Origin of the sequence: Alkalicoccobacillus murimartini (assembly GCF_030813245.1) — a bacterium.
In the GTDB taxonomy this organism is placed as follows: Bacteria; Bacillota; Bacilli; order Bacillales; family Bacillaceae_D; genus Alkalicoccobacillus; species Alkalicoccobacillus murimartini.
On sequence record NZ_JAUSUA010000001.1, the window covers coordinates 1,057,924 to 1,075,511 of the forward strand.

The following is a 17,588-nucleotide window of genomic DNA, read 5'->3' on the forward strand; positions in this document are numbered from 1 at the left end:
AACTCCTCTCTCCTTCGGGTTAAGAAAGTTCCTCTACGATCAGCTGATCATTTGTATAGACACAGATCTCTCCTGCCGTTTCTAAAGCCGCTCGTGCAATCTCAATGGCACTTAATGAAGGAGCATATGTTTTTAGCGCTCTTCCAGCAGCAAGTGCATAGTTCCCACCTGAACCAATGGCAAGGATGCCATCATCAGGCTCAATGACTTCGCCGGTTCCAGATACTAAAAGGATTCGTTCTTTATCCATAACAATGATCATCGCTTCAAGCTTTCTTAATACTCGATCGCTACGCCATTCCTTAGCTAGTTCAACAGAAGCACGCTGAAGATTACCATTGTACTCTTCTAGCTTACTTTCAAATTTCTCGAATAATGTAAAAGCGTCTGCTACAGACCCAGCAAATCCAGCGAGAACTTTCCCACCGTAGATACGTCTAACTTTTTTTGCTGTATGCTTCATGACAACTGCATTTCCAAAAGTCACCTGTCCGTCTCCAGACATTGCGCTTTTTCCTTCGTGCTGGACAGCAAAAATTGTAGTAGCATGAAATGTTTGGTCCATGCTTAGCCTCCTTTCAAAACGATTAAGCTCGAGGATGGTGATTCATATACACATCTCTTAATCGATCTTTTGTAACGTGCGTGTAGACTTGAGTTGTCGATAGATGCTCGTGGCCAAGCAGTTCTTGAACCACTCGCAGATCCGCCCCATTGTTAAGTAGGTGTGTGGCGAATGAATGCCTTAGTTTATGCGGGCTAATCCGATGGTAAAGAGCGGCTTCGTCCATTCTTTTTGTTAAAATAGTTCGGTAGCTGCGCTCTGACAATGCTCCACCTCGATAATTCAAGAATAACTGTTGATTAGGCACGGAGCTTTTAGACAGTAATTCTGGCCTACCACGAGATATGTACATTTGCAGTGCATGGATTGCATAGGAACCAATCGGAACATATCGTTCCTTTTTCCCTTTTCCGTATACTAATACTGTACCAATTGAAAAGTCCAAATGGTCAAGCATAATAGAGGTACATTCACTTACACGCATTCCTGTAGCATACAACAACTCAAGTAATGCCCGATCACGTAAGTCTAAAGGAGTATCTCCATTTATTCCATCGAATAACTTTTGCATTTCTTCTTCATACAAGAATTGAGGTAATCTACCTTCTGCCTTTGGCAAAGAAGCATGGGCAAAGACATTTTCTTTAATCAATTCTTCTCGTTTTAAAAAATGACAGAAGCTACGCATTGAGGAAATTCTACGTGAAACTGTTTTCCTTGCGTAGGATTGTTCAAATAACTCACTTAAATATACGCGCAGATCAGCATAGGTTACGTTAGATATAGACTCTAACCCTTCTCGCTTCATAAATGCATAAAAGGCATGAATGTCGCGTGTGTAATTCGATAACGTATGAGGTGAGCAGCCTTTCTCAATCTGAAGATAACGCATAAAGCGTTCCAGCCATTGCTTTTCTACGATTTGATCCAATTGACTCACCTCTCCTAAGCTACTAAATTCTAACACGGCAAACAGGCAAAGACAACGATATTCACATTTCTTTCATAAAATTCTGAATTGTAGTCAATGCGCGCTCAGCCAGCTTTTCATAACGATCTTTTTTGACTTTAATACGTTCATCTAACGGTCTTAATAGTCCAAAGTTCGCGTTGATTGGTTGAAAATTCTTTTTAGCTTCTGTTGTAATATATTCAGCCATCGCTCCTAATATCGTTTCCTCAGGGAAAATGAGCAATTCTTTGCCTTGGACTAGTCTGGCTGCGTTAATTCCAGCAATCATTCCTGCCGCCGCAGATTCAACATAGCCTTCCACGCCTGTGATTTGACCAGCAAAAAATAAGTCCTCACGTTCCTTAAATTGATATGTGCGGTTTAATAGCTTAGGTGAATTAAGAAATGTATTTCTGTGCATGACGCCATACCTTACAAAGTCAGCCTGCTCTAAACCAGGAATCAAACGGAACACTTCTTTTTGCGGACCCCATTTTAAATGTGTTTGGAAACCAACCATGTTAAATAGTGTACCTGAAGCGTTATCCTGTCTTAATTGAACAACGGCAAATGGACGTTTTCCCGTTTTGGGATCATCCAGACCAACGGGCTTCATTGGACCAAATAGCATTGTTTTCCGTCCGCGTGACGCCATGACCTCAATCGGCATACACCCTTCAAAGAATATCTCCTTCTCAAATTCTTTTAAAGGAACAGTTTCCGCAGCAATTAGCGCCTCATAGAAACGGTCGAACTCTTCCTCCGTCATTGGACAATTTAAATAAGCGGCTTCTCCCTTATCATACCGACTCTTTAGATAGACTTTCTCACGGTCTATCGTTTCTGCATCGATAATTGGGGCTGCAGCATCATAAAAATAGAGCGACTCCTCACCAGTTAGTTCTCGAAGACTTGTAGACAACCCTTCAGAGGTTAATGGACCCGTAGCGATAATAGTCGGGCCATCAGGAATCGAATCAATTTCTTCATTAAATACGGTTATATTAGGATGGTTTCGTACACTTTGTGTTACGGCATCAGCAAAATCATGTCTATCAACTGCTAAAGCACCACCTGCTGGCACAGCCGCTTGATCTGCTGATGAAATAATAACAGAGTCTAGTCTTCTCATTTCTTCTTTTAAGACACCTACTGCATTTGTTAGTGAATTACCTCGCAATGAATTACTGCAAACCAATTCTGCAAATTTATCTGTATGGTGAGCTGGTGTTTGTTTAACGGGACGCATTTCATATAGGTGCACATGAATACCCTGCTTAGCGATTTGCCAAGCAGCTTCACTACCTGCTAAGCCTGCGCCGATCACCGAAATTATTGGTTGTTCCATAGATTGACTTCACCTTTCTTTTATAGCTTGCTTAATGAATAGTACACGTAGCAAACAGGACTGTCCAGTATAACCATTTTTTCAGGTCAGACAGTCCTTCATCGCTTTTATTTAGTTTGTGTCTTTCTCTGAATAGTCACAAGACACACACTGTACCTGCACGCTCTTTTTTAGTTTCTTTTCTACTAACAGACTAGAACATTTTGGACACGGTCTAGCAATTGGCTTATCCCATGAGACAAACTCACATTCAGGGTACCGATCACAACCATAGAAAATGCGTCGTTTCTTGCTTCGACGTTCTACGATGTTGCCTTCTTTACAAGTAGGACATTTCACACCAATGTCTTTTACAATGGCTTTGGTATTACGGCACTCTGGAAAGTTTGAGCAAGCCATGAATTTACCATAACGTCCCATCTTATAAACCATTTCAGAACCACATTTCTCGCAATCTTCGCCAGCTGGTTCATCCTTGATTTCAACTTCTTTCATTTGTTCTTCTGCTACAGTTAGTCGCTTCTCAAATCCTTGATAGAAGGAGTCAATGACATGAATCCATTGATCTTTGCCATCTTCAATGGAATCGAGATCCGTTTCCATCTTAGCTGTGAACTTAACATCAAGAATTTCAGGGAAGAAATCAACGATCAATTCAAGAACGATATCACCAAGCTCTGTTGGAATGAATCGCTTTTCATCAAGCGAGACATAACCACGTCTTTGAATCGTATCGAGAGTTGGTGCATACGTAGAAGGTCTACCTATACCTAACTCTTCCATTGTTTTCACCAATCTAGCTTCCGTATAACGCGGTGGTGGTTGTGTGAAGTGTTGGTTAGGGTCCAAATCTTTTTGTTTAACGGTTTGACCTTCTTCAAGATTAGGAAGCAGGCGATCCTCTTCTTTTTTCCCATCATCATTTCCTTCAATGTACACTTTCATAAAACCAGGAAATTTCACTTTTGACCCTGTAGCTCTAAAAATAACTCCATTGTTATCTAAATCTACAGTCATCGTATCCATAATAGCTGGGGCCATCTCACTAGAGACTAAACGCTCCCAAATTAATTTATAAAGTCTAAATTGATCTCGTGAAAGGTACGCCTTCATTTCTTTTGGATCATACGTAACAGATGTTGGACGAATCGCTTCGTGGGCATCCTGTGTCTTCTGATCTTTTTTTACGTTTCGAGCGCCATTACCTGTGTATTCTTTACCATAGTTTTCTTCAATAAATGTTTTGGTTTCTTCCTTAGCTGTGTCTGAGATTCTTGTTGAGTCTGTACGCATATACGTAATCAAACCAACCGTTCCCTGCTTACCAAGGTCAATACCTTCATATAATTGTTGAGCAATCATCATCGTTTTTTTCGCGCGGAAGTTTAGTTTTCTAGCTGCTTCCTGCTGAAGAGATGATGTTGTAAAAGGGGCTACTGGATTTCTTTTTCGCTCCTTCTTCTTCACAGATTGCACATCAAAGTCCTTGCCTTTCAGTTTCGCTAGGACTTGATTCACATCTTCTTCCGTACCCAGTTCTTTTTTCTTTCCGTCAATGCCATAGAACTTCGCTTCAAATTCATCCTTATTTAAAAGAAAAGTTCCCGGAATACTCCAGTACTCTTCTGGTATGAAGGCCTGAATTTCTTTTTCGCGGTCTATAATCATCTTGACTGCAACGGATTGCACTCGACCAGCGCTTAATCCTTTTTTTACTTTCTTCCATAATAAAGGACTAATATTATAACCGACCAACCGATCTAGAATACGGCGGGCCTGCTGGGCGTCAACCAAATCCATATTAATTGGACGTGGCGTTTTAAACGCATCTTTAATCGCTTGCTTCGTAATCTCGTTAAATACAACGCGACACTCAGACTGTTCATCTATATCAAGGCTATGAGCCAAATGCCACGCAATAGCTTCCCCTTCTCTGTCGGGGTCAGCCGCAAGATAAATTTTCTTCACTTTTTTTGCTGCGGTTTTTAATTCTTTTAATACGGGACCTTTCCCGCGAATCGTAATATACCTTGGTTCAAAGTCATTGGTTACATCTACACCCATTTGACTTTTTGGTAAATCCCTTACATGTCCCATTGATGCTTTTACAATATACTTTTTGCCTAAGTACTTACCAATGGTCTTTGCTTTGGCGGGAGATTCCACGATTACTAAATAATCGGCCATACAGCCACTCCCTCTCATCTATAAATGAAATCCTCCTCATTATTAAACACACTTTTACTGTTTGTCAAACATAAGAAAATGATTTCAATACTTTTTTTGCCATAATTATGGATGATTTCTTTATCTCTTAACTCTTTGATTCATATGTCCATTCCCCATTCTTCTTTAATATCATTGGCGTCTCTGACAAGCTTTGCGCCTTGTTGTATCAAGTGATTGGTTCCTCTTGAGACAGATGAAAAGATAGGACCAGGTACAGCAAAAACATCTCTTCCTTGTTCTAGTGCTTGATCTGCAGTAATTAATGAACCACTTTTTTCTGCTGCTTCTACAACCAGAACCCCTCTTGAGAGTCCACTAATGATTCGATTACGAGCTGGAAAATGCCATTTCTGTGGGGGAACAAACGGAGGATATTCTGTGATAACGAGATGATTTGTCACAAGATGTTCATATAGGGACAAATTCACTTTCGGATAGACAAAATCAAAACCCGAACCTATCACTGCAATGGTTTTTCCCTTTTGTTTAATTGCTTCGATATGAGCGAGTCGGTCAATACCCTTTGCTAAACCGCTGACAATAATCGTTCCTTCATTAATAAGAGGTGGTAAAAGGGCATGGATACTTCGTTCTCCCAAACGTGTAGGGTCTCTTGTTCCCACAACAGCTAAGTTAGTAGATGATTGCAGAAGTGAGGTATCTCCACGTGTATAGAGCACCCATGGCGGATCATATATCTGTTTTAAGACCAATGGATAGTCTGGATCAAAAAATGTGACAGGGCGAATCGATTGTTGATAAAAGGAATTGGAAATGTCAGCTGGAGTTTGTACATGAAGATCAAAATAAAAGTCTTGAGGTTTTTTAAACGTAGAGGGTAAAAAGGCTGATAGTTGTTTTAGATTCATAGAATAGATCTGCTGCAGTTGAGGGTCTTTACGTAGAATATGAGATATCCTACTCCAAGTCATGCTACGACAGCTATGTAAATGAATTAAACGTTGCCTAAAACTAGACAGATTCAGTCACATCCTTTCTATTAAATGAAGGTATAGCAAAATAGACCGATAGGGGCCTAAGAAATCGACCTGTTAAAAAGCCGTTCTTAAGCAGTGCCCCTTCGGTCATTTGCTCAGTATGAAACTACATTATGATTTAGTAGCTTCGTGTGTTGTGCAAGCTTCAAGAAGATCATTTTCTTTTAAAGCCGCGATTAAAGTGTCACCCATATCAGATGGTGTAGCAGCCACTTTTACGCCACAACTTTCAAGTGTTTTGATCTTTTCAGCAGCAGTTCCTTTACCACCAGAAATGATCGCACCAGCGTGCCCCATACGTTTGCCTGGAGGAGCTGTTTTCCCACCAATGAAACCAACTACTGGCTTCGTCATGTTGGCTTTTACCCATTCAGCTGCTTCTTCCTCAGCTGTACCACCAATTTCACCAATCATGATAACCGCATAGGTATCAGGATCTTCATTAAACAATTTTAGCGTGTCGATGAAATCTGTTCCATTAACAGGATCTCCTCCAATACCAACAGCTGAAGATTGTCCAATACCTGCTGTTGATAGCTGATGAACAGCCTCATATGTTAATGTACCAGATCTTGAAACAACACCTACGTGTCCTTTTTTATGAATGTATCCTGGCATAATACCAATTTTACACTCATCCGGTGTAATAACTCCCGGGCAGTTTGGTCCAATTAGACGCGTATTCTTTCCTTCAAGGTAACGTCTAACATCTACCATATCAAGCACTGGAATACCTTCTGTAATACAAATAGCTAATTCGATACCAGCATCTGCTGCTTCCATGATCGCATCTGCTGCAAAAGCAGGTGGAACATAAATAACAGAAGCGTTAGCGCCAGTTGCTTTTACTGCTTCTTCAACTGTATTAAAGACAGGAATGCCTTCAATCTCAGTACCACCCTTACCAGGTGTAACACCACCAACGACATTTGTACCGTATTCAACGGCTTGTTGTGTATGAAAAAGACCTGTTGCTCCTGTAATTCCTTGAACAAGTACTTTTGTATCTTTATTAATGAGGATACTCATTTCTCCACGTCCCGCCTTTCTATTTCACTAGAGCTACGATTTTTTGTGCACCATCAGCCATTGAATCTGCAGCGGTGATATTTAAACCAGAATCTTTAAGGATCTTTTTACCAAGCTCAACGTTTGTTCCTTCTAAACGAACAACTAGAGGAATTTCAAGTCCAACTTCTTTTGTTGCTGCAATGACACCTTCTGCAATAATGTCACATTTCATAATTCCACCAAAGATATTAACAAAGATTCCTTTTACATTGGAATCAGATAGAATGATTTTAAATGCTTCTGTTACTTTTTCAGCTGTTGCGCCACCACCAACATCTAGGAAGTTAGCAGGATCACCACTGTAATGCTTGATGATATCCATTGTCGCCATAGCTAGTCCAGCGCCATTAACCATACAACCGATGTTTCCATCTAAAGAAATGTAGCTAAGATCGTATTTAGAAGCTTCGATTTCTTTTACATCCTCTTCTTCAAGATCACGGTATGCAAGAACATCTTTTTGTCTATATAGTGCATTGGAGTCGAAGTTCATTTTGGCATCTAGAGCCATTACTTTTCCGTCTCCAGTTGTAACTAATGGATTAATTTCAGCGATTGAGCAATCTTTTTCTTTAAACACTTTGTACAGACCAAGCATAAATTTAACCGCTTGCCCAACCAATTCTTTTGGAATGTTAATGTTAAATGCAAGACGACGTGCTTGGAAACCTTGCAGTCCTACTGCTGGATCAATAATTTCCTTGAAGATCTTCTCAGGAGTTGCTTCAGCTACTTCCTCAATTTCAGTTCCGCCTTCTTCTGATGCCATCATAACAACACTAGAAGTTGCACGGTCTAAAACAAGGCCAATATAGTATTCATTCTTAATATCGCAGCCTTCTTCAACGAGTAAGCGCTTTACTTCTTTACCTTCAGGACCTGTTTGATGCGTAACAAGTACTTTACCTAAAATCTCGTCTGCATATGTACGTACTTCTTCGAGATTTTTTGCTACTTTTACACCGCCAGCTTTCCCACGGCCACCTGCATGGATCTGTGCTTTTACAACGGACACGCTTGAGCCCAAATCCTTCGCTGCAGAAACAGCTTCTTCTACAGAGAACGCAACCTTGCCGTTCGGAACTGCTACGCCATATTGACGAAGAAGCTCTTTCCCTTGATACTCATGGATATTCATTCTCTCTCCTGCCTCCTGTCGATTGCATACGTTTGCATGCCTTTCAGATTTTCACCCCTTCTTGGGGGAAATTCTATTCTATCTTAGCATTTTTTCCGCATGGATGGGAAGCAAATCGCAATTATTAGAAAAAACCTTGCTATTCTTTTTCTGTTTTTGTCGATTTTTTAGTGAATGTCTGCGATTTTTCATTGGTCTCTACATTACGCTTCTTTTTTTTATGACGTAAACGAGAAATCGATTCTTTTGCTTCAATTTCAGAAACTGGCGAAAAGATACCAAATTCACTGCCTATCTCTTTCGTATACTTGTTCTGCTTGTGGTCTGATTTAGACATAGAAAGCACCTCTGCCTTTTTACTTTTCAGTCTTCCTCAGAATGAGGTGCTTGATTCCTATCAATCCGATAAATAAATGCGAATAATTCTGCAACCACTTCATATAGCTCCGGTGGGATAGAGTCATGAATCATCAACTGGCTTAACAGCTCAACAAGTGTCTCATCTTCCTGAATTGGAACCTGCGATTCATTGGCAAGACGGATGATGTCACTTGCAACAAACCCTTCACCCTTTGCGACAACAACGGGCGCATCATTTTGGTCACCTTGATAACGAAGAGCTACAGCCTTAAGCGAATGTTTTTTCATATGCGTATATCCATTCCTTGATAATGTGTGTGTACAGTAGGCTTTAAGGGTTCCTTAGCTTTCACCTTACCTGCTTCCCAGCTATTCCACGATATAGAAGATAATTTAAAGTCCTGCTTACGGAGGCTTTCTCTTAAATGAGGCTCAAGTAATTGTATGAGTGCAGATGGCTTGTCTAACGCGTTTGTTACGTTCACTTGTACAATTTTGTGTTGGATGGTCACTTGGATCATGGTTTCCTGCAAATGTTCAAGTTCAAGGAAGAATAACAAGCGACAATCATCTGGGTTTAATTGTCCGTCCTCTTGTTTTTTCCCTTGCCATTGTAAGGTCATATCCGTTTGATGTTCTCCAAGCTTCATTGGAATTTGAACAAGCACATTCACTAACGAGTCACTCTGTACCGAATGAAGCTGGTATCCAGTTATTTTGTTAAGCACTTGTTCCGCCTGTGCTCGCACCTCTGGAGATCCACTCTCATTTACCAACTGCAGCAAAACACTTTTAATTGAAGATGGCACAGGCTTGCCTTCGTGAAAGTCTGCTTCATGTTGGTAACCAGCTCCTTGCATCAGTTGTTGTAATTGATTGACAAAAGGAATTGGTTTGCCTTCAGTGATCACTGTTTGTGTAACAGATTGCCGAAGGGCTGTTTGCACAATATCTTTTTCAGATGAGTCTAAGCTCTGCTCGAAAATCGTTGCCCATTTAGCAGAAACTTGCTTTTGATCCGATGGATTTGGCAACAGCTGTTTCACTAAGGATGTCTGCTCTACCTGTTCTTTGTTCCACTTTGACACAAGTTCATTTGGTGAGGTTTGCGGAGTGAGCTGAGGCCAATCAAGTTTTGCTAATACACGAACCGCTACTTGTTTCGTTTCTTGATTCACTTCTGGATCCTGGATCATCCGAATGATCTGATCAATAGGAGACCTCGTGATAGGTCCTTGTGCACGCTGTAGCATCGTTTGAAGCGTTTCCCCTGACTTTGTATCACCTAGTGTACTAATTAGCTTTGAAAGGCTTTCAGACAACCCCTCGGTTTTTTCCAAAGAAAGGAGCGCATGATATACCGTTGGGGTTAGAGGTAGCTGTTGTCGTATCATCGTATCAATCATTTTCAGGCCAGACGACATCGATGTAGCATTCGATTTTATCAACTCGGTTCCATCAGTTAATTGATTTTGAGTAAAGGGTATACCGGCATGTTTAAGATGCGCTAACAGAGCTTGACCTTCTTTGCTAGATGTCAGCTTTGTGCTGCCAAACGATTCAGATCTAAATGAATCTTTAGGCGTGTCCGGCTGCACAATCTGTAATCGCGGAAGATCTTTCCCTTCCTTAACCATAAACCAATAGGAGCTGCCTGCTGCAACAGGCGTTTCGAGCTTTGCTATGACGGTCATCCCACGTATCGATACCGATGCGAGCTGGTCAGGATAATGCTTTAGTACATTCCCAGTAAAGAGTTGACCCGGTTTTAGTGAAAGCAGAGGTGATTGGTTTCGCCCAGAAAGCGCGTCTTGCGAAAACAATTGACTGATTCCATACATTCTTTTCTCTCCCCTAACTTATGCACTCTTAGCTTAGCTAATATAGTCTTTAACTGGCTGGAACGTCCGTCGATGTGCAGGTGTAACCCCATAATTTTTAAGAGCCTGCAAATGTGAAGCGGTACCGTATCCCGCATGAGTCGCAAATCCATATTGCGGATATTCTTGATCTAATTTTTCCATCAAACGATCGCGCCAAACTTTAGCTAATACAGACGCTGCTGCAATGCTCAAACTTTTTTGATCGCCTTTTATTAATGAGGTTTGTTCTACTTCAATAGGTAAGTTCATTGCATCTAATAGTAAGTAGTCAGCTTGAACAGACAGATCACTAACAGCGAGTTGCATGGCTCGCTTTGTTGCTTGATAGATATTGATTTCGTCTATTAATTCGACATCTACTTCCTGGATGGAATATGCGATAGCCTGTCGTTTAATTTCATCAAAATAAAATTCCCGCTTTTTTTTACTTAGCTTTTTAGAATCCGTTAAACCTACCAACGTTGTGTCCGCTGGAAGAATTACGGCTGCAGCGACCACTGGGCCTGCTAATGGTCCTCTGCCCGCCTCATCAAGGCCTGCAATACATTGAAACCCTTGATTTGTGATTTCGCGCTCATATTCCTGCATACGCTCAAACATTGCAAGCAGCTCATCCTTTTTTTCTTGTTCCCTTTTATATTGTTTTAATAAGGACTGTACCCCTTTTCTAGGGTCTTCCTCCAGCTGCTGAATATATGATCTTGCTTCTGATGTAGATGCAGATGCTAGCTGTTGTTTAATTTCGCGAATGGATTGGTTTTGCATAATCTTTCTCTCCCTATGTATATCGTCTCATTCGATGTGTAATTAAAGGCAAAAACCGTTTAAGGAGTAGTCTCTTTAAACGGTCTTCTCTTCTATATCTGATGGTTTTTCGAGGGTAACAGCTCCGAGTGTTCCAGATCGAAGTTCCCGAAGAATCGTTTCTGCTGTTTTGTCATAATCAACATAACCGCCTTTTTGTAGGAAGCCTCGTTTTTCGCCAATTAGATCAAACAGCGCTACATCGTCTTCTGGCAGCTCGTCCACTCTGTATCTGTCTCTGATGACATTCGGATATTCTCGTTTAAGATATTTCAGCACAAATAAAGCAATGTCCTGAAAATCAAGAAGTTCGTCTTTAATTGCACCAGTTGCAGCTAAGCGATACCCTGTAATCTGATCCTCAAACTTCGGCCAAAGAATTCCTGGTGTATCCAAGAGCTCTAAAGAAGTTCCGATCTTGATCCATTGTTGTCTTTTTGTGATACCAGGACGATCCCCTACATTCGCTGTACGCTTTGAAGCAAGACGATTAATAAGAGTTGATTTCCCTACGTTTGGAATCCCTAAAATAACCACACGGATTGCACGTGGTTTCATTCCTTTAGATTTCCACTTTTCAAATAAAGGATTGGCTAACTCCTTACACGCAGCATCTATTTTCTCTGTCCCATGTCCATTCTGAGAATTAATCGAAATCACATAAGCTCCTTGTCTCCTAAAATACTGAGCCCATGCTTTTGTTTGAATGGGGTCTGCCAAATCTGTTTTATTCAGAAGAATTAACCGTGGTTTTCCTTGAGCCAGTTCATCGATCACTGGGTTTCTTGAAGAAAGAGGAGCTCTTGCATCTAAAAGCTCAATTACAACGTCAATAATTTTTAATTTTTCCGTTACCTCACGGCGCGCCTTTGCCATATGACCCGGGTACCACTGTATTGCCATTCCAACACCTACTCTGTTATTTTTATATTTCTTATTGGCCAAAAGGTGAGGCTAGCTCCACCGATTACATTGTCCTTATGAATCGGACCAATATCACGACTATCCTTACTTCGTCTACGATTATCCCCCATCACGAAATAGGAATCCTCTGGAATAACTGATTCTGAAGTGAGTTCGTCCAATTTAAAATCACCCGTAAGCACTTCTCCATCATAATAATGCTTCATCTCATCAAGAAAAGGTTCTGAAACAGGTTCTTGGTTTACATATAAAGTATCATCTCTATATTCTATTTCTTCTCCTGGTAACCCAATAATTCGTTTAATATAGTCATTTCCACCTGGAGCATGAAAAACAATGATATCAAAACGTTCAGGTTCACTCACTTGTAGGCCAATTTTATTAACGATCATTTTATCATTAGACTCTAAGGTCGGCAGCATGGAATCACCATCGACAACTACGGATGCAAACATAAAGGTTCGAATCACAAATGCTAATAGAAGCGCTATAACAATCGCTTTTACCCATTCCCAGGACTCTGATTTTTCTTTTTTCATTACACAGAACCTCCAACGGGCTGTAGGAATTCATTCGTATGACGAGAAGGTCATTCACTATATTAGTTTATCATATTCATTCTTTGAATAGTAATGACAGGTATGAGATGTTTTTAATAATCATTAATAAAAAGTAAATAATCATTCCTTCTCTTACTAAATAAACCAACAATTAGAATATCTCTCAGAAAACAAGAGGATAAACAGCTTTGAATCCCGGTATCAAAGCTTGTCATATTAATGGTAAAATAAGTACGATTAGAATGTCCATTAGAAATTGACAACTACATACATATAAATGAGGTGGATTTTAACATGACAATCCTTACTGAAGATGAATTGAAAGTATGGGCGATTAACAAATCAAAGATTGTTGCAAACACAAAAATCGATATACACGGAATTACGAGTAGAATTCTAATTGAGAACAAATCTGATTTCCTAGCATTACAAGAGCGGATCCAAGATAAAATCATGTACTATTATTACCAATATACTCATAAAGGGCACTACTATGTTGAGGATATTGAAGATGCTATGAGAGAATGTCAAACCATTCTAAAAGATAAAGTACGAGAAAAATTAGTCGATCATAATCGCCAAATTGAACAAATTGATTTTAATAAACCTTGTAGCTTAATGCTTTATTATATTGATAATGGCTATATCGTTTACAATTGGGAGTCGGCTTACTATTTGGGTAAACTACCTTTGAAAACTGCAAACCCAGGACTCTTCTATGAAAAACAGGTTCAAGACTCGCAATCTAAAAACTAAGAGGATTTCTTTTATAGACGATCACTGATGACGTAACCGAAGAATCTGTACTTAAAACACAAATGACGAGCCATCCATAAAGTGGGTGGCTCGTCATTTGGTTTGTTTATAAGTCATTGTTTAAACATGAGAAACAATGAATTCTGCTTTTCCTTTAAGGGTATACTCTTTCACACCGTTTGGTAAGATGAAGTGCTTATTTTTTTTAATGCTGTAATCAGTTCCCTCAATACTCATAACCGCCTCTCCCTCTAGAACACTTACTTGTAAGAAGTCGTTCTCTAAATGAAGGGAAGCATGACCATCAAGCTGCCAATGGTATACTTTAAAATAATGCTCTTCCACCAATTTCTTTTGCACTAAATCACCGAAAGCTTTTTCGGTGCTTTTCACTGCATAATCATGATGAGGTACGGTCGTTACCTTAATAGATTGATCTAAATGTAATTCACGCTTATTTCCATCGGAGTCCGTTCGTTCATAATCATACACGCGATACGTGATATCTGAGCTCTGTTGGGTTTCAAGTATGACAATACCTTTGCCGATTGCATGTATCGTGCCACTTGGTACATAAACAAAATCGCCTGCTTTTACTTTAACCCGTCGTAAAAGCTTGTCCCATTCTCCTGAGTAAATCATATCTTTCAGTTCTTGCTCATTTTTTGCATGGTGACCAAGAATAAGCTCAGCGTTTTCTTCAGCACTCACTACATACCAACACTCTGTTTTACCGTATGGGACTCCCTCTACTTCACGGGCAAATTGGTCATCTGGATGTACCTGAACGGAGAGATTATCCGCTGCATCTAATAGTTTCACAAGCAATGGATACTCTTCTTTTGTATCACTACCTTTATTAAAGAGGTACCCTTCGTTTTCCCAAACCTCCTTTAACGTCTTTCCCGATAGTCTTCCATTCTCAATCACATTCTGACCGTTAGGGTGTGCAGAGATTACCCATGCCTCCCCAGTTTGTTTAAATGGGATATCATAACCAAATTGAGTGTTTAATTTTTCTCCACCCCAAATACGCTCCTGAAAAACAGGCTTTAGAAAAATAGGTTCATTTACGCTCATAAGTACCTCCAATATATTTAACGTTTTCATAGTCTCTCTATACTATAATTCCTTACTTGTTTTCTAATGCTTTGTATGCAAGCATTAAAGCCCCTGAAATGCCAGAATCATCACCTAATCCTGGTCTAACAATGTAAGTAGATAGTTCCGGAATGGATACATACCCCTGCATAAATTCAGTTAGATGAGTTTGAATGGCATTAAAAACGTGCTGCTGGTTACTCACTCCCCCACCAAGAATGATTTTTTTAGGTGAAAGAATTAATATATATTGCATCAGTGCCTGGGCTAGGTAATACCCCTCCAAATCCCACACATCATCTCTGCCAGAGAGTTCTACACCTTTTAATCCCCATCTTTCTTCAATAGCTGGACCAGCAGCCATCCCTTCTAGACAATCTCCGTGATAAGGACAATTTCCTTGATACGTGTCTGTTGGATGACGCCTTACTACTATATGGCCCATTTCAGGGTGTGAGAATCCTTGAAGTAGCTGTCCTTGAACAATCGCACCAGCACCAATCCCAGTTCCAACGGTTATATATAAACAGCTATCCAGTCCTTTAGCAGCTCCAAACGTTGCCTCACCGAGTGCCGCCGCATTCACATCTGTATTAAATCCAACGGGTACGTCAAGGACTTCTCTAACCTTTTCAACAATCGGATAGTCTTTCCATGCTAACTTAGGTGTAGATGTAATCGAACCATATGTTGGACTATCTTGATCAATATCAATAGGACCAAATGAACCAATACCAATTGATGTCACATCAAATCGTTTAAAAAATTTGAACACCTCGCCCATTGTTTCCTTGGGTATAGTCGTTGGAATCTTCACTCTCTCGATAATACGACCAGTTTCATCACCGACTGCACACACAAATTTTGTTCCACCCGCTTCAATTGCACCTAACATTCTATTTCCCCCAGACATATCTATACATCTATTTTGCAGCTTCACACGTGAACATGACGCTTATTCATAGATCATTTTAGCTTTTAAAATAAATTCATTAAAGCTTCTTGCTGTACTTAGAACATACGCATGATTTTCTCTTATAATCTCAACTATGAAATCGTAAATTCCCATAGCTTCTTCATAATCTTCTTTACTAATTGCTAATAAAAAAATCAATTGAGTTTGCTGACCATTGCCCCAATTAATAGGTTCCTCGGCAAGCGCAATACCAATTTGTGTGCGCTTTGATAACAGGTTTAGTGGATGAGGTATTGCAACCCCTTCACCAATTAACGTGGAGCCTAGTTCTTCTCGTTTTAAAATGGCACTTGTAAATTCCTCTTCATTCTCAATGACTTTTTCTTCAGCCATGGCTTGTGTAAGTGTTTTGATCGCATCTTCTTTATTCTTAAACGATCTTTTAAAAAAGAGAGTAGGTGAAAAATACTTTAGTAAAAGGTCAGTCGTTTGACTTATCTCTCGGGTTATTTTTTTATCCAGCTCAATAATCTCTTTTTTTGATGGTAATGTTTCTATCTTGAAGACAGGTTTATTTTTCTCTTCTATTTGGACAGATGTTATAACAACATCTTCCTCAATATAGGGAAGTGCACTATACTTTTGTGCGGAAATTGTTTTTGTAATAAACAGGTTCGGAATCGCTTGCTTAATGGTTGTTTCAATCATTCGAGCCGTTCCGAATCCTGAACCACAAACAATTAAACACGAATTATGACGTTCATATTTAACCTGGTAATTTCGTTCTAATGACGCACCAATATGCAGAGCTAAATAAGCAATTTCTCCTAGATTAATCTCATACGGAAATTCGTCTTTAATGGATCTAATTGCATATAAAGTAACCTCATAAGCAAGAGGAAAATACTTTTTAATATGTTCTTCCATTGGATTTCTAACTCTAATATTATTCTCTGCTCGATAAAGCATAGAATGAATATGGCTTTTCAAATCATTTATCAATTGTTCATCATTTTTAAGGTCATAATAATAATTTTCATTTATTTTATCTAAGAAGGACTGAATATAGGCATCAAGAACTTCATTAAATAATGGATCTTGATCAGACTTAACAATTACTTTACTTTTAACTTGAATAAAAAGGTAATCCTTTTCCGATTCAGAGATCTCCATCCCAAAAGTATCCGTTAGTAAAGCAATTAACTGATCCATTAATTGCGTGTAAGGTTCACTGTTTTTTTCTTTGGCATTAAGATCAAGTACAAATTGATGTTTGATCCGGTCTGCCATAACAACAAGGTAGTAAATAAAATTATTTAAGTTTTCATCTGTAAAATAGAGATGAAAGATATTAAATAAAAGAGGGAGTTTCTTTTGTAATGTTTGTACGTATTCTTTTTGCTCTTTCCATTCAAAATATGTTTCGATTTGAGAAAAATCAATACTATCATCAATAATTGATATAAGCGTATTCCGTTTTTGAATCTCTGTACCTTCTATCAAGATGCCTTTGCCTACTTTTGAATGCAGGGTAAGCTGATTATGATTCAATATGCTTCGAATTCCATTTAGCTCATGGCTTATCGTCGTTCTGCTTACATACATTTTTTCGGCTAACTCTTCCAATGTCATGTATTGGTTTTCGTTAAGCAAAATGAGCACACATTGTTTCATGCGTCCGTCTTTCGTATTGATATCGAAATAAAGTGGTGAGGAAGCACGACTTCCTTTAAACTGAAGAAAATTTTGTTGGTCGAATACGTTAAAATATAACCCTTCACCACGCATATTCTTAATGAGAAACCCATGATTTTTGCAAACTTCATTCATTTCCTTAATTTCTTTTCGAATGGTACGATCAGAAATCGATAATAGCTTTCCTATTTTTTCTCCATTCAACTTATACTCATTTTCTTCTAAGAGGGTGAATATTTTATTCTTCCGTATATCATCAAACATTGTATTCTCCTGTCCATGAAGGGT

17 protein-coding genes are annotated in these 17,588 nt (G+C 39.3%); 1 reads left to right on the top strand and 16 read right to left on the bottom strand.

What is annotated here, in order from left to right; all coding sequences use genetic code 11:
- Nucleotides 1-19: 19 nt before the first annotated feature.
- From hslV to lepB, 13 genes are all read right to left on the bottom strand, one after another.
- Entirely contained in the window at nt 20-565 is a 546-nt protein-coding gene (hslV, locus tag J2S05_RS05660; RefSeq protein ID WP_306980688.1) for an ATP-dependent protease subunit HslV, read from the bottom strand.
- 22 nt (nt 566-587) lie between these two features.
- Nucleotides 588-1,496 (bottom strand): tyrosine recombinase XerC, encoded by a 909-nt coding sequence (gene xerC, locus J2S05_RS05665; RefSeq protein WP_306980690.1) that lies wholly within the window; start codon nt 1,494-1,496, stop codon nt 588-590.
- Between the two features lie 61 nt (nt 1,497-1,557).
- Nucleotides 1,558-2,865: an FADH(2)-oxidizing methylenetetrahydrofolate--tRNA-(uracil(54)-C(5))-methyltransferase TrmFO gene (gene trmFO / locus J2S05_RS05670; protein ID WP_306980692.1), complete on the bottom strand. Its 1,308-nt coding sequence runs from the start codon at nt 2,863-2,865 to the stop codon at nt 1,558-1,560.
- A 111-nt stretch (nt 2,866-2,976) separates the two neighbouring features.
- Nucleotides 2,977-5,052 carry a type I DNA topoisomerase gene (gene topA / locus J2S05_RS05675; protein ID WP_306980694.1) on the bottom strand — a complete coding sequence of 692 codons (2,076 nt, stop codon included), beginning with the start codon at nt 5,050-5,052 and terminating at the stop codon, nt 2,977-2,979.
- Nucleotides 5,053-5,192: 140 nt separating this feature from the next.
- Complete coding sequence (gene dprA, locus J2S05_RS05680) at nt 5,193-6,026, bottom strand: DNA-processing protein DprA (protein ID WP_370873603.1); 834 nt, start codon at nt 6,024-6,026, stop codon at nt 5,193-5,195.
- Between the two features lie 177 nt (nt 6,027-6,203).
- A complete protein-coding gene (gene sucD / locus J2S05_RS05685; RefSeq protein ID WP_306980698.1) occupies nt 6,204-7,121 on the bottom strand; it encodes a succinate--CoA ligase subunit alpha in 918 nt (305 codons plus the stop codon).
- A gap of 19 nt (nt 7,122-7,140) precedes the next feature.
- Nucleotides 7,141-8,301: an ADP-forming succinate--CoA ligase subunit beta gene (gene sucC, locus J2S05_RS05690; RefSeq protein WP_306980700.1), complete on the bottom strand. Its 1,161-nt coding sequence runs from the start codon at nt 8,299-8,301 to the stop codon at nt 7,141-7,143.
- Nucleotides 8,302-8,440: 139 nt separating this feature from the next.
- Nucleotides 8,441-8,638: a hypothetical protein gene (locus tag J2S05_RS05695; protein ID WP_306980702.1), complete on the bottom strand. Its 198-nt coding sequence runs from the start codon at nt 8,636-8,638 to the stop codon at nt 8,441-8,443.
- 26 nt (nt 8,639-8,664) lie between these two features.
- Complete coding sequence (locus J2S05_RS05700; RefSeq protein WP_306980705.1) at nt 8,665-8,949, bottom strand: EscU/YscU/HrcU family type III secretion system export apparatus switch protein; 285 nt, start codon at nt 8,947-8,949, stop codon at nt 8,665-8,667.
- Nucleotides 8,946-10,502 carry a hypothetical protein gene (locus J2S05_RS05705; RefSeq protein ID WP_306980706.1) on the bottom strand — a complete coding sequence of 519 codons (1,557 nt, stop codon included), beginning with the start codon at nt 10,500-10,502 and terminating at the stop codon, nt 8,946-8,948. The genes J2S05_RS05700 and J2S05_RS05705 overlap by 4 nt, the downstream gene beginning before the upstream one ends.
- A 33-nt stretch (nt 10,503-10,535) precedes the next feature.
- A complete protein-coding gene (locus J2S05_RS05710) occupies nt 10,536-11,309 on the bottom strand; it encodes a ribonuclease HII (protein ID WP_306980707.1) in 774 nt (257 codons plus the stop codon).
- 75 nt (nt 11,310-11,384) lie between these two features.
- Entirely contained in the window at nt 11,385-12,251 is an 867-nt protein-coding gene (ylqF, locus tag J2S05_RS05715) for a ribosome biogenesis GTPase YlqF (protein WP_306980709.1), read from the bottom strand.
- An 8-nt stretch (nt 12,252-12,259) separates the two neighbouring features.
- On the bottom strand, nt 12,260-12,811 hold the full coding sequence (gene lepB / locus J2S05_RS05720; RefSeq protein ID WP_306980711.1) for a signal peptidase I: 552 nt from the start codon (nt 12,809-12,811) through the stop codon (nt 12,260-12,262).
- Between the two features lie 315 nt (nt 12,812-13,126).
- On the opposite strand from lepB, the gene J2S05_RS05725 reads away from it, so the two are divergent.
- Nucleotides 13,127-13,588, top strand: coding sequence for a hypothetical protein (locus J2S05_RS05725; protein ID WP_306980713.1), 462 nt, complete (start codon nt 13,127-13,129; stop codon nt 13,586-13,588).
- A 120-nt stretch (nt 13,589-13,708) separates the two neighbouring features.
- Here J2S05_RS05725 and manA read toward each other — a convergent pair whose 3' ends face one another.
- The 3 genes from manA to J2S05_RS05740 are packed head-to-tail and all read right to left on the bottom strand — an operon-like array spanning nt 13,709 to nt 17,564.
- Nucleotides 13,709-14,668: a mannose-6-phosphate isomerase, class I gene (gene manA, locus J2S05_RS05730; RefSeq protein WP_306980714.1), complete on the bottom strand. Its 960-nt coding sequence runs from the start codon at nt 14,666-14,668 to the stop codon at nt 13,709-13,711.
- 52 nt (nt 14,669-14,720) lie between these two features.
- Nucleotides 14,721-15,584 (bottom strand): ROK family protein, encoded by an 864-nt coding sequence (locus tag J2S05_RS05735; RefSeq protein ID WP_306980717.1) that lies wholly within the window; start codon nt 15,582-15,584, stop codon nt 14,721-14,723.
- Between the two features lie 60 nt (nt 15,585-15,644).
- Nucleotides 15,645-17,564 (bottom strand): BglG family transcription antiterminator, encoded by a 1,920-nt coding sequence (locus tag J2S05_RS05740; RefSeq protein WP_306980718.1) that lies wholly within the window; start codon nt 17,562-17,564, stop codon nt 15,645-15,647.
- Between the last annotated feature and the right edge of the window lie 24 nt (nt 17,565-17,588).

Coding starts and splice junctions, on each gene's coding strand:
- J2S05_RS05725 (WP_306980713.1), top strand. CDS start 13,127: ATGACAATCCTTACTGAAGATGAATTGAAAGTATGGGCGATTAACAAA.
- sucD (WP_306980698.1), bottom strand. CDS start 7,121: ATGAGTATCCTCATTAATAAAGATACAAAAGTACTTGTTCAAGGAATT.
- J2S05_RS05735 (WP_306980717.1), bottom strand. CDS start 15,584: ATGTTAGGTGCAATTGAAGCGGGTGGAACAAAATTTGTGTGTGCAGTC.
- hslV (WP_306980688.1), bottom strand. CDS start 565: ATGGACCAAACATTTCATGCTACTACAATTTTTGCTGTCCAGCACGAA.
- trmFO (WP_306980692.1), bottom strand. CDS start 2,865: ATGGAACAACCAATAATTTCGGTGATCGGCGCAGGCTTAGCAGGTAGT.
- sucC (WP_306980700.1), bottom strand. CDS start 8,301: ATGAATATCCATGAGTATCAAGGGAAAGAGCTTCTTCGTCAATATGGC.
- dprA (WP_370873603.1), bottom strand. CDS start 6,026: ATGACTTGGAGTAGGATATCTCATATTCTACGTAAAGACCCTCAACTG.
- J2S05_RS05740 (WP_306980718.1), bottom strand. CDS start 17,564: ATGTTTGATGATATACGGAAGAATAAAATATTCACCCTCTTAGAAGAA.
- J2S05_RS05700 (WP_306980705.1), bottom strand. CDS start 8,949: ATGAAAAAACATTCGCTTAAGGCTGTAGCTCTTCGTTATCAAGGTGAC.
- J2S05_RS05695 (WP_306980702.1), bottom strand. CDS start 8,638: ATGTCTAAATCAGACCACAAGCAGAACAAGTATACGAAAGAGATAGGC.
- manA (WP_306980714.1), bottom strand. CDS start 14,668: ATGAGCGTAAATGAACCTATTTTTCTAAAGCCTGTTTTTCAGGAGCGT.
- topA (WP_306980694.1), bottom strand. CDS start 5,052: ATGGCCGATTATTTAGTAATCGTGGAATCTCCCGCCAAAGCAAAGACC.
- lepB (WP_306980711.1), bottom strand. CDS start 12,811: ATGAAAAAAGAAAAATCAGAGTCCTGGGAATGGGTAAAAGCGATTGTT.
- J2S05_RS05705 (WP_306980706.1), bottom strand. CDS start 10,502: ATGTATGGAATCAGTCAATTGTTTTCGCAAGACGCGCTTTCTGGGCGA.
- ylqF (WP_306980709.1), bottom strand. CDS start 12,251: ATGGCAATACAGTGGTACCCGGGTCATATGGCAAAGGCGCGCCGTGAG.
- J2S05_RS05710 (WP_306980707.1), bottom strand. CDS start 11,309: ATGCAAAACCAATCCATTCGCGAAATTAAACAACAGCTAGCATCTGCA.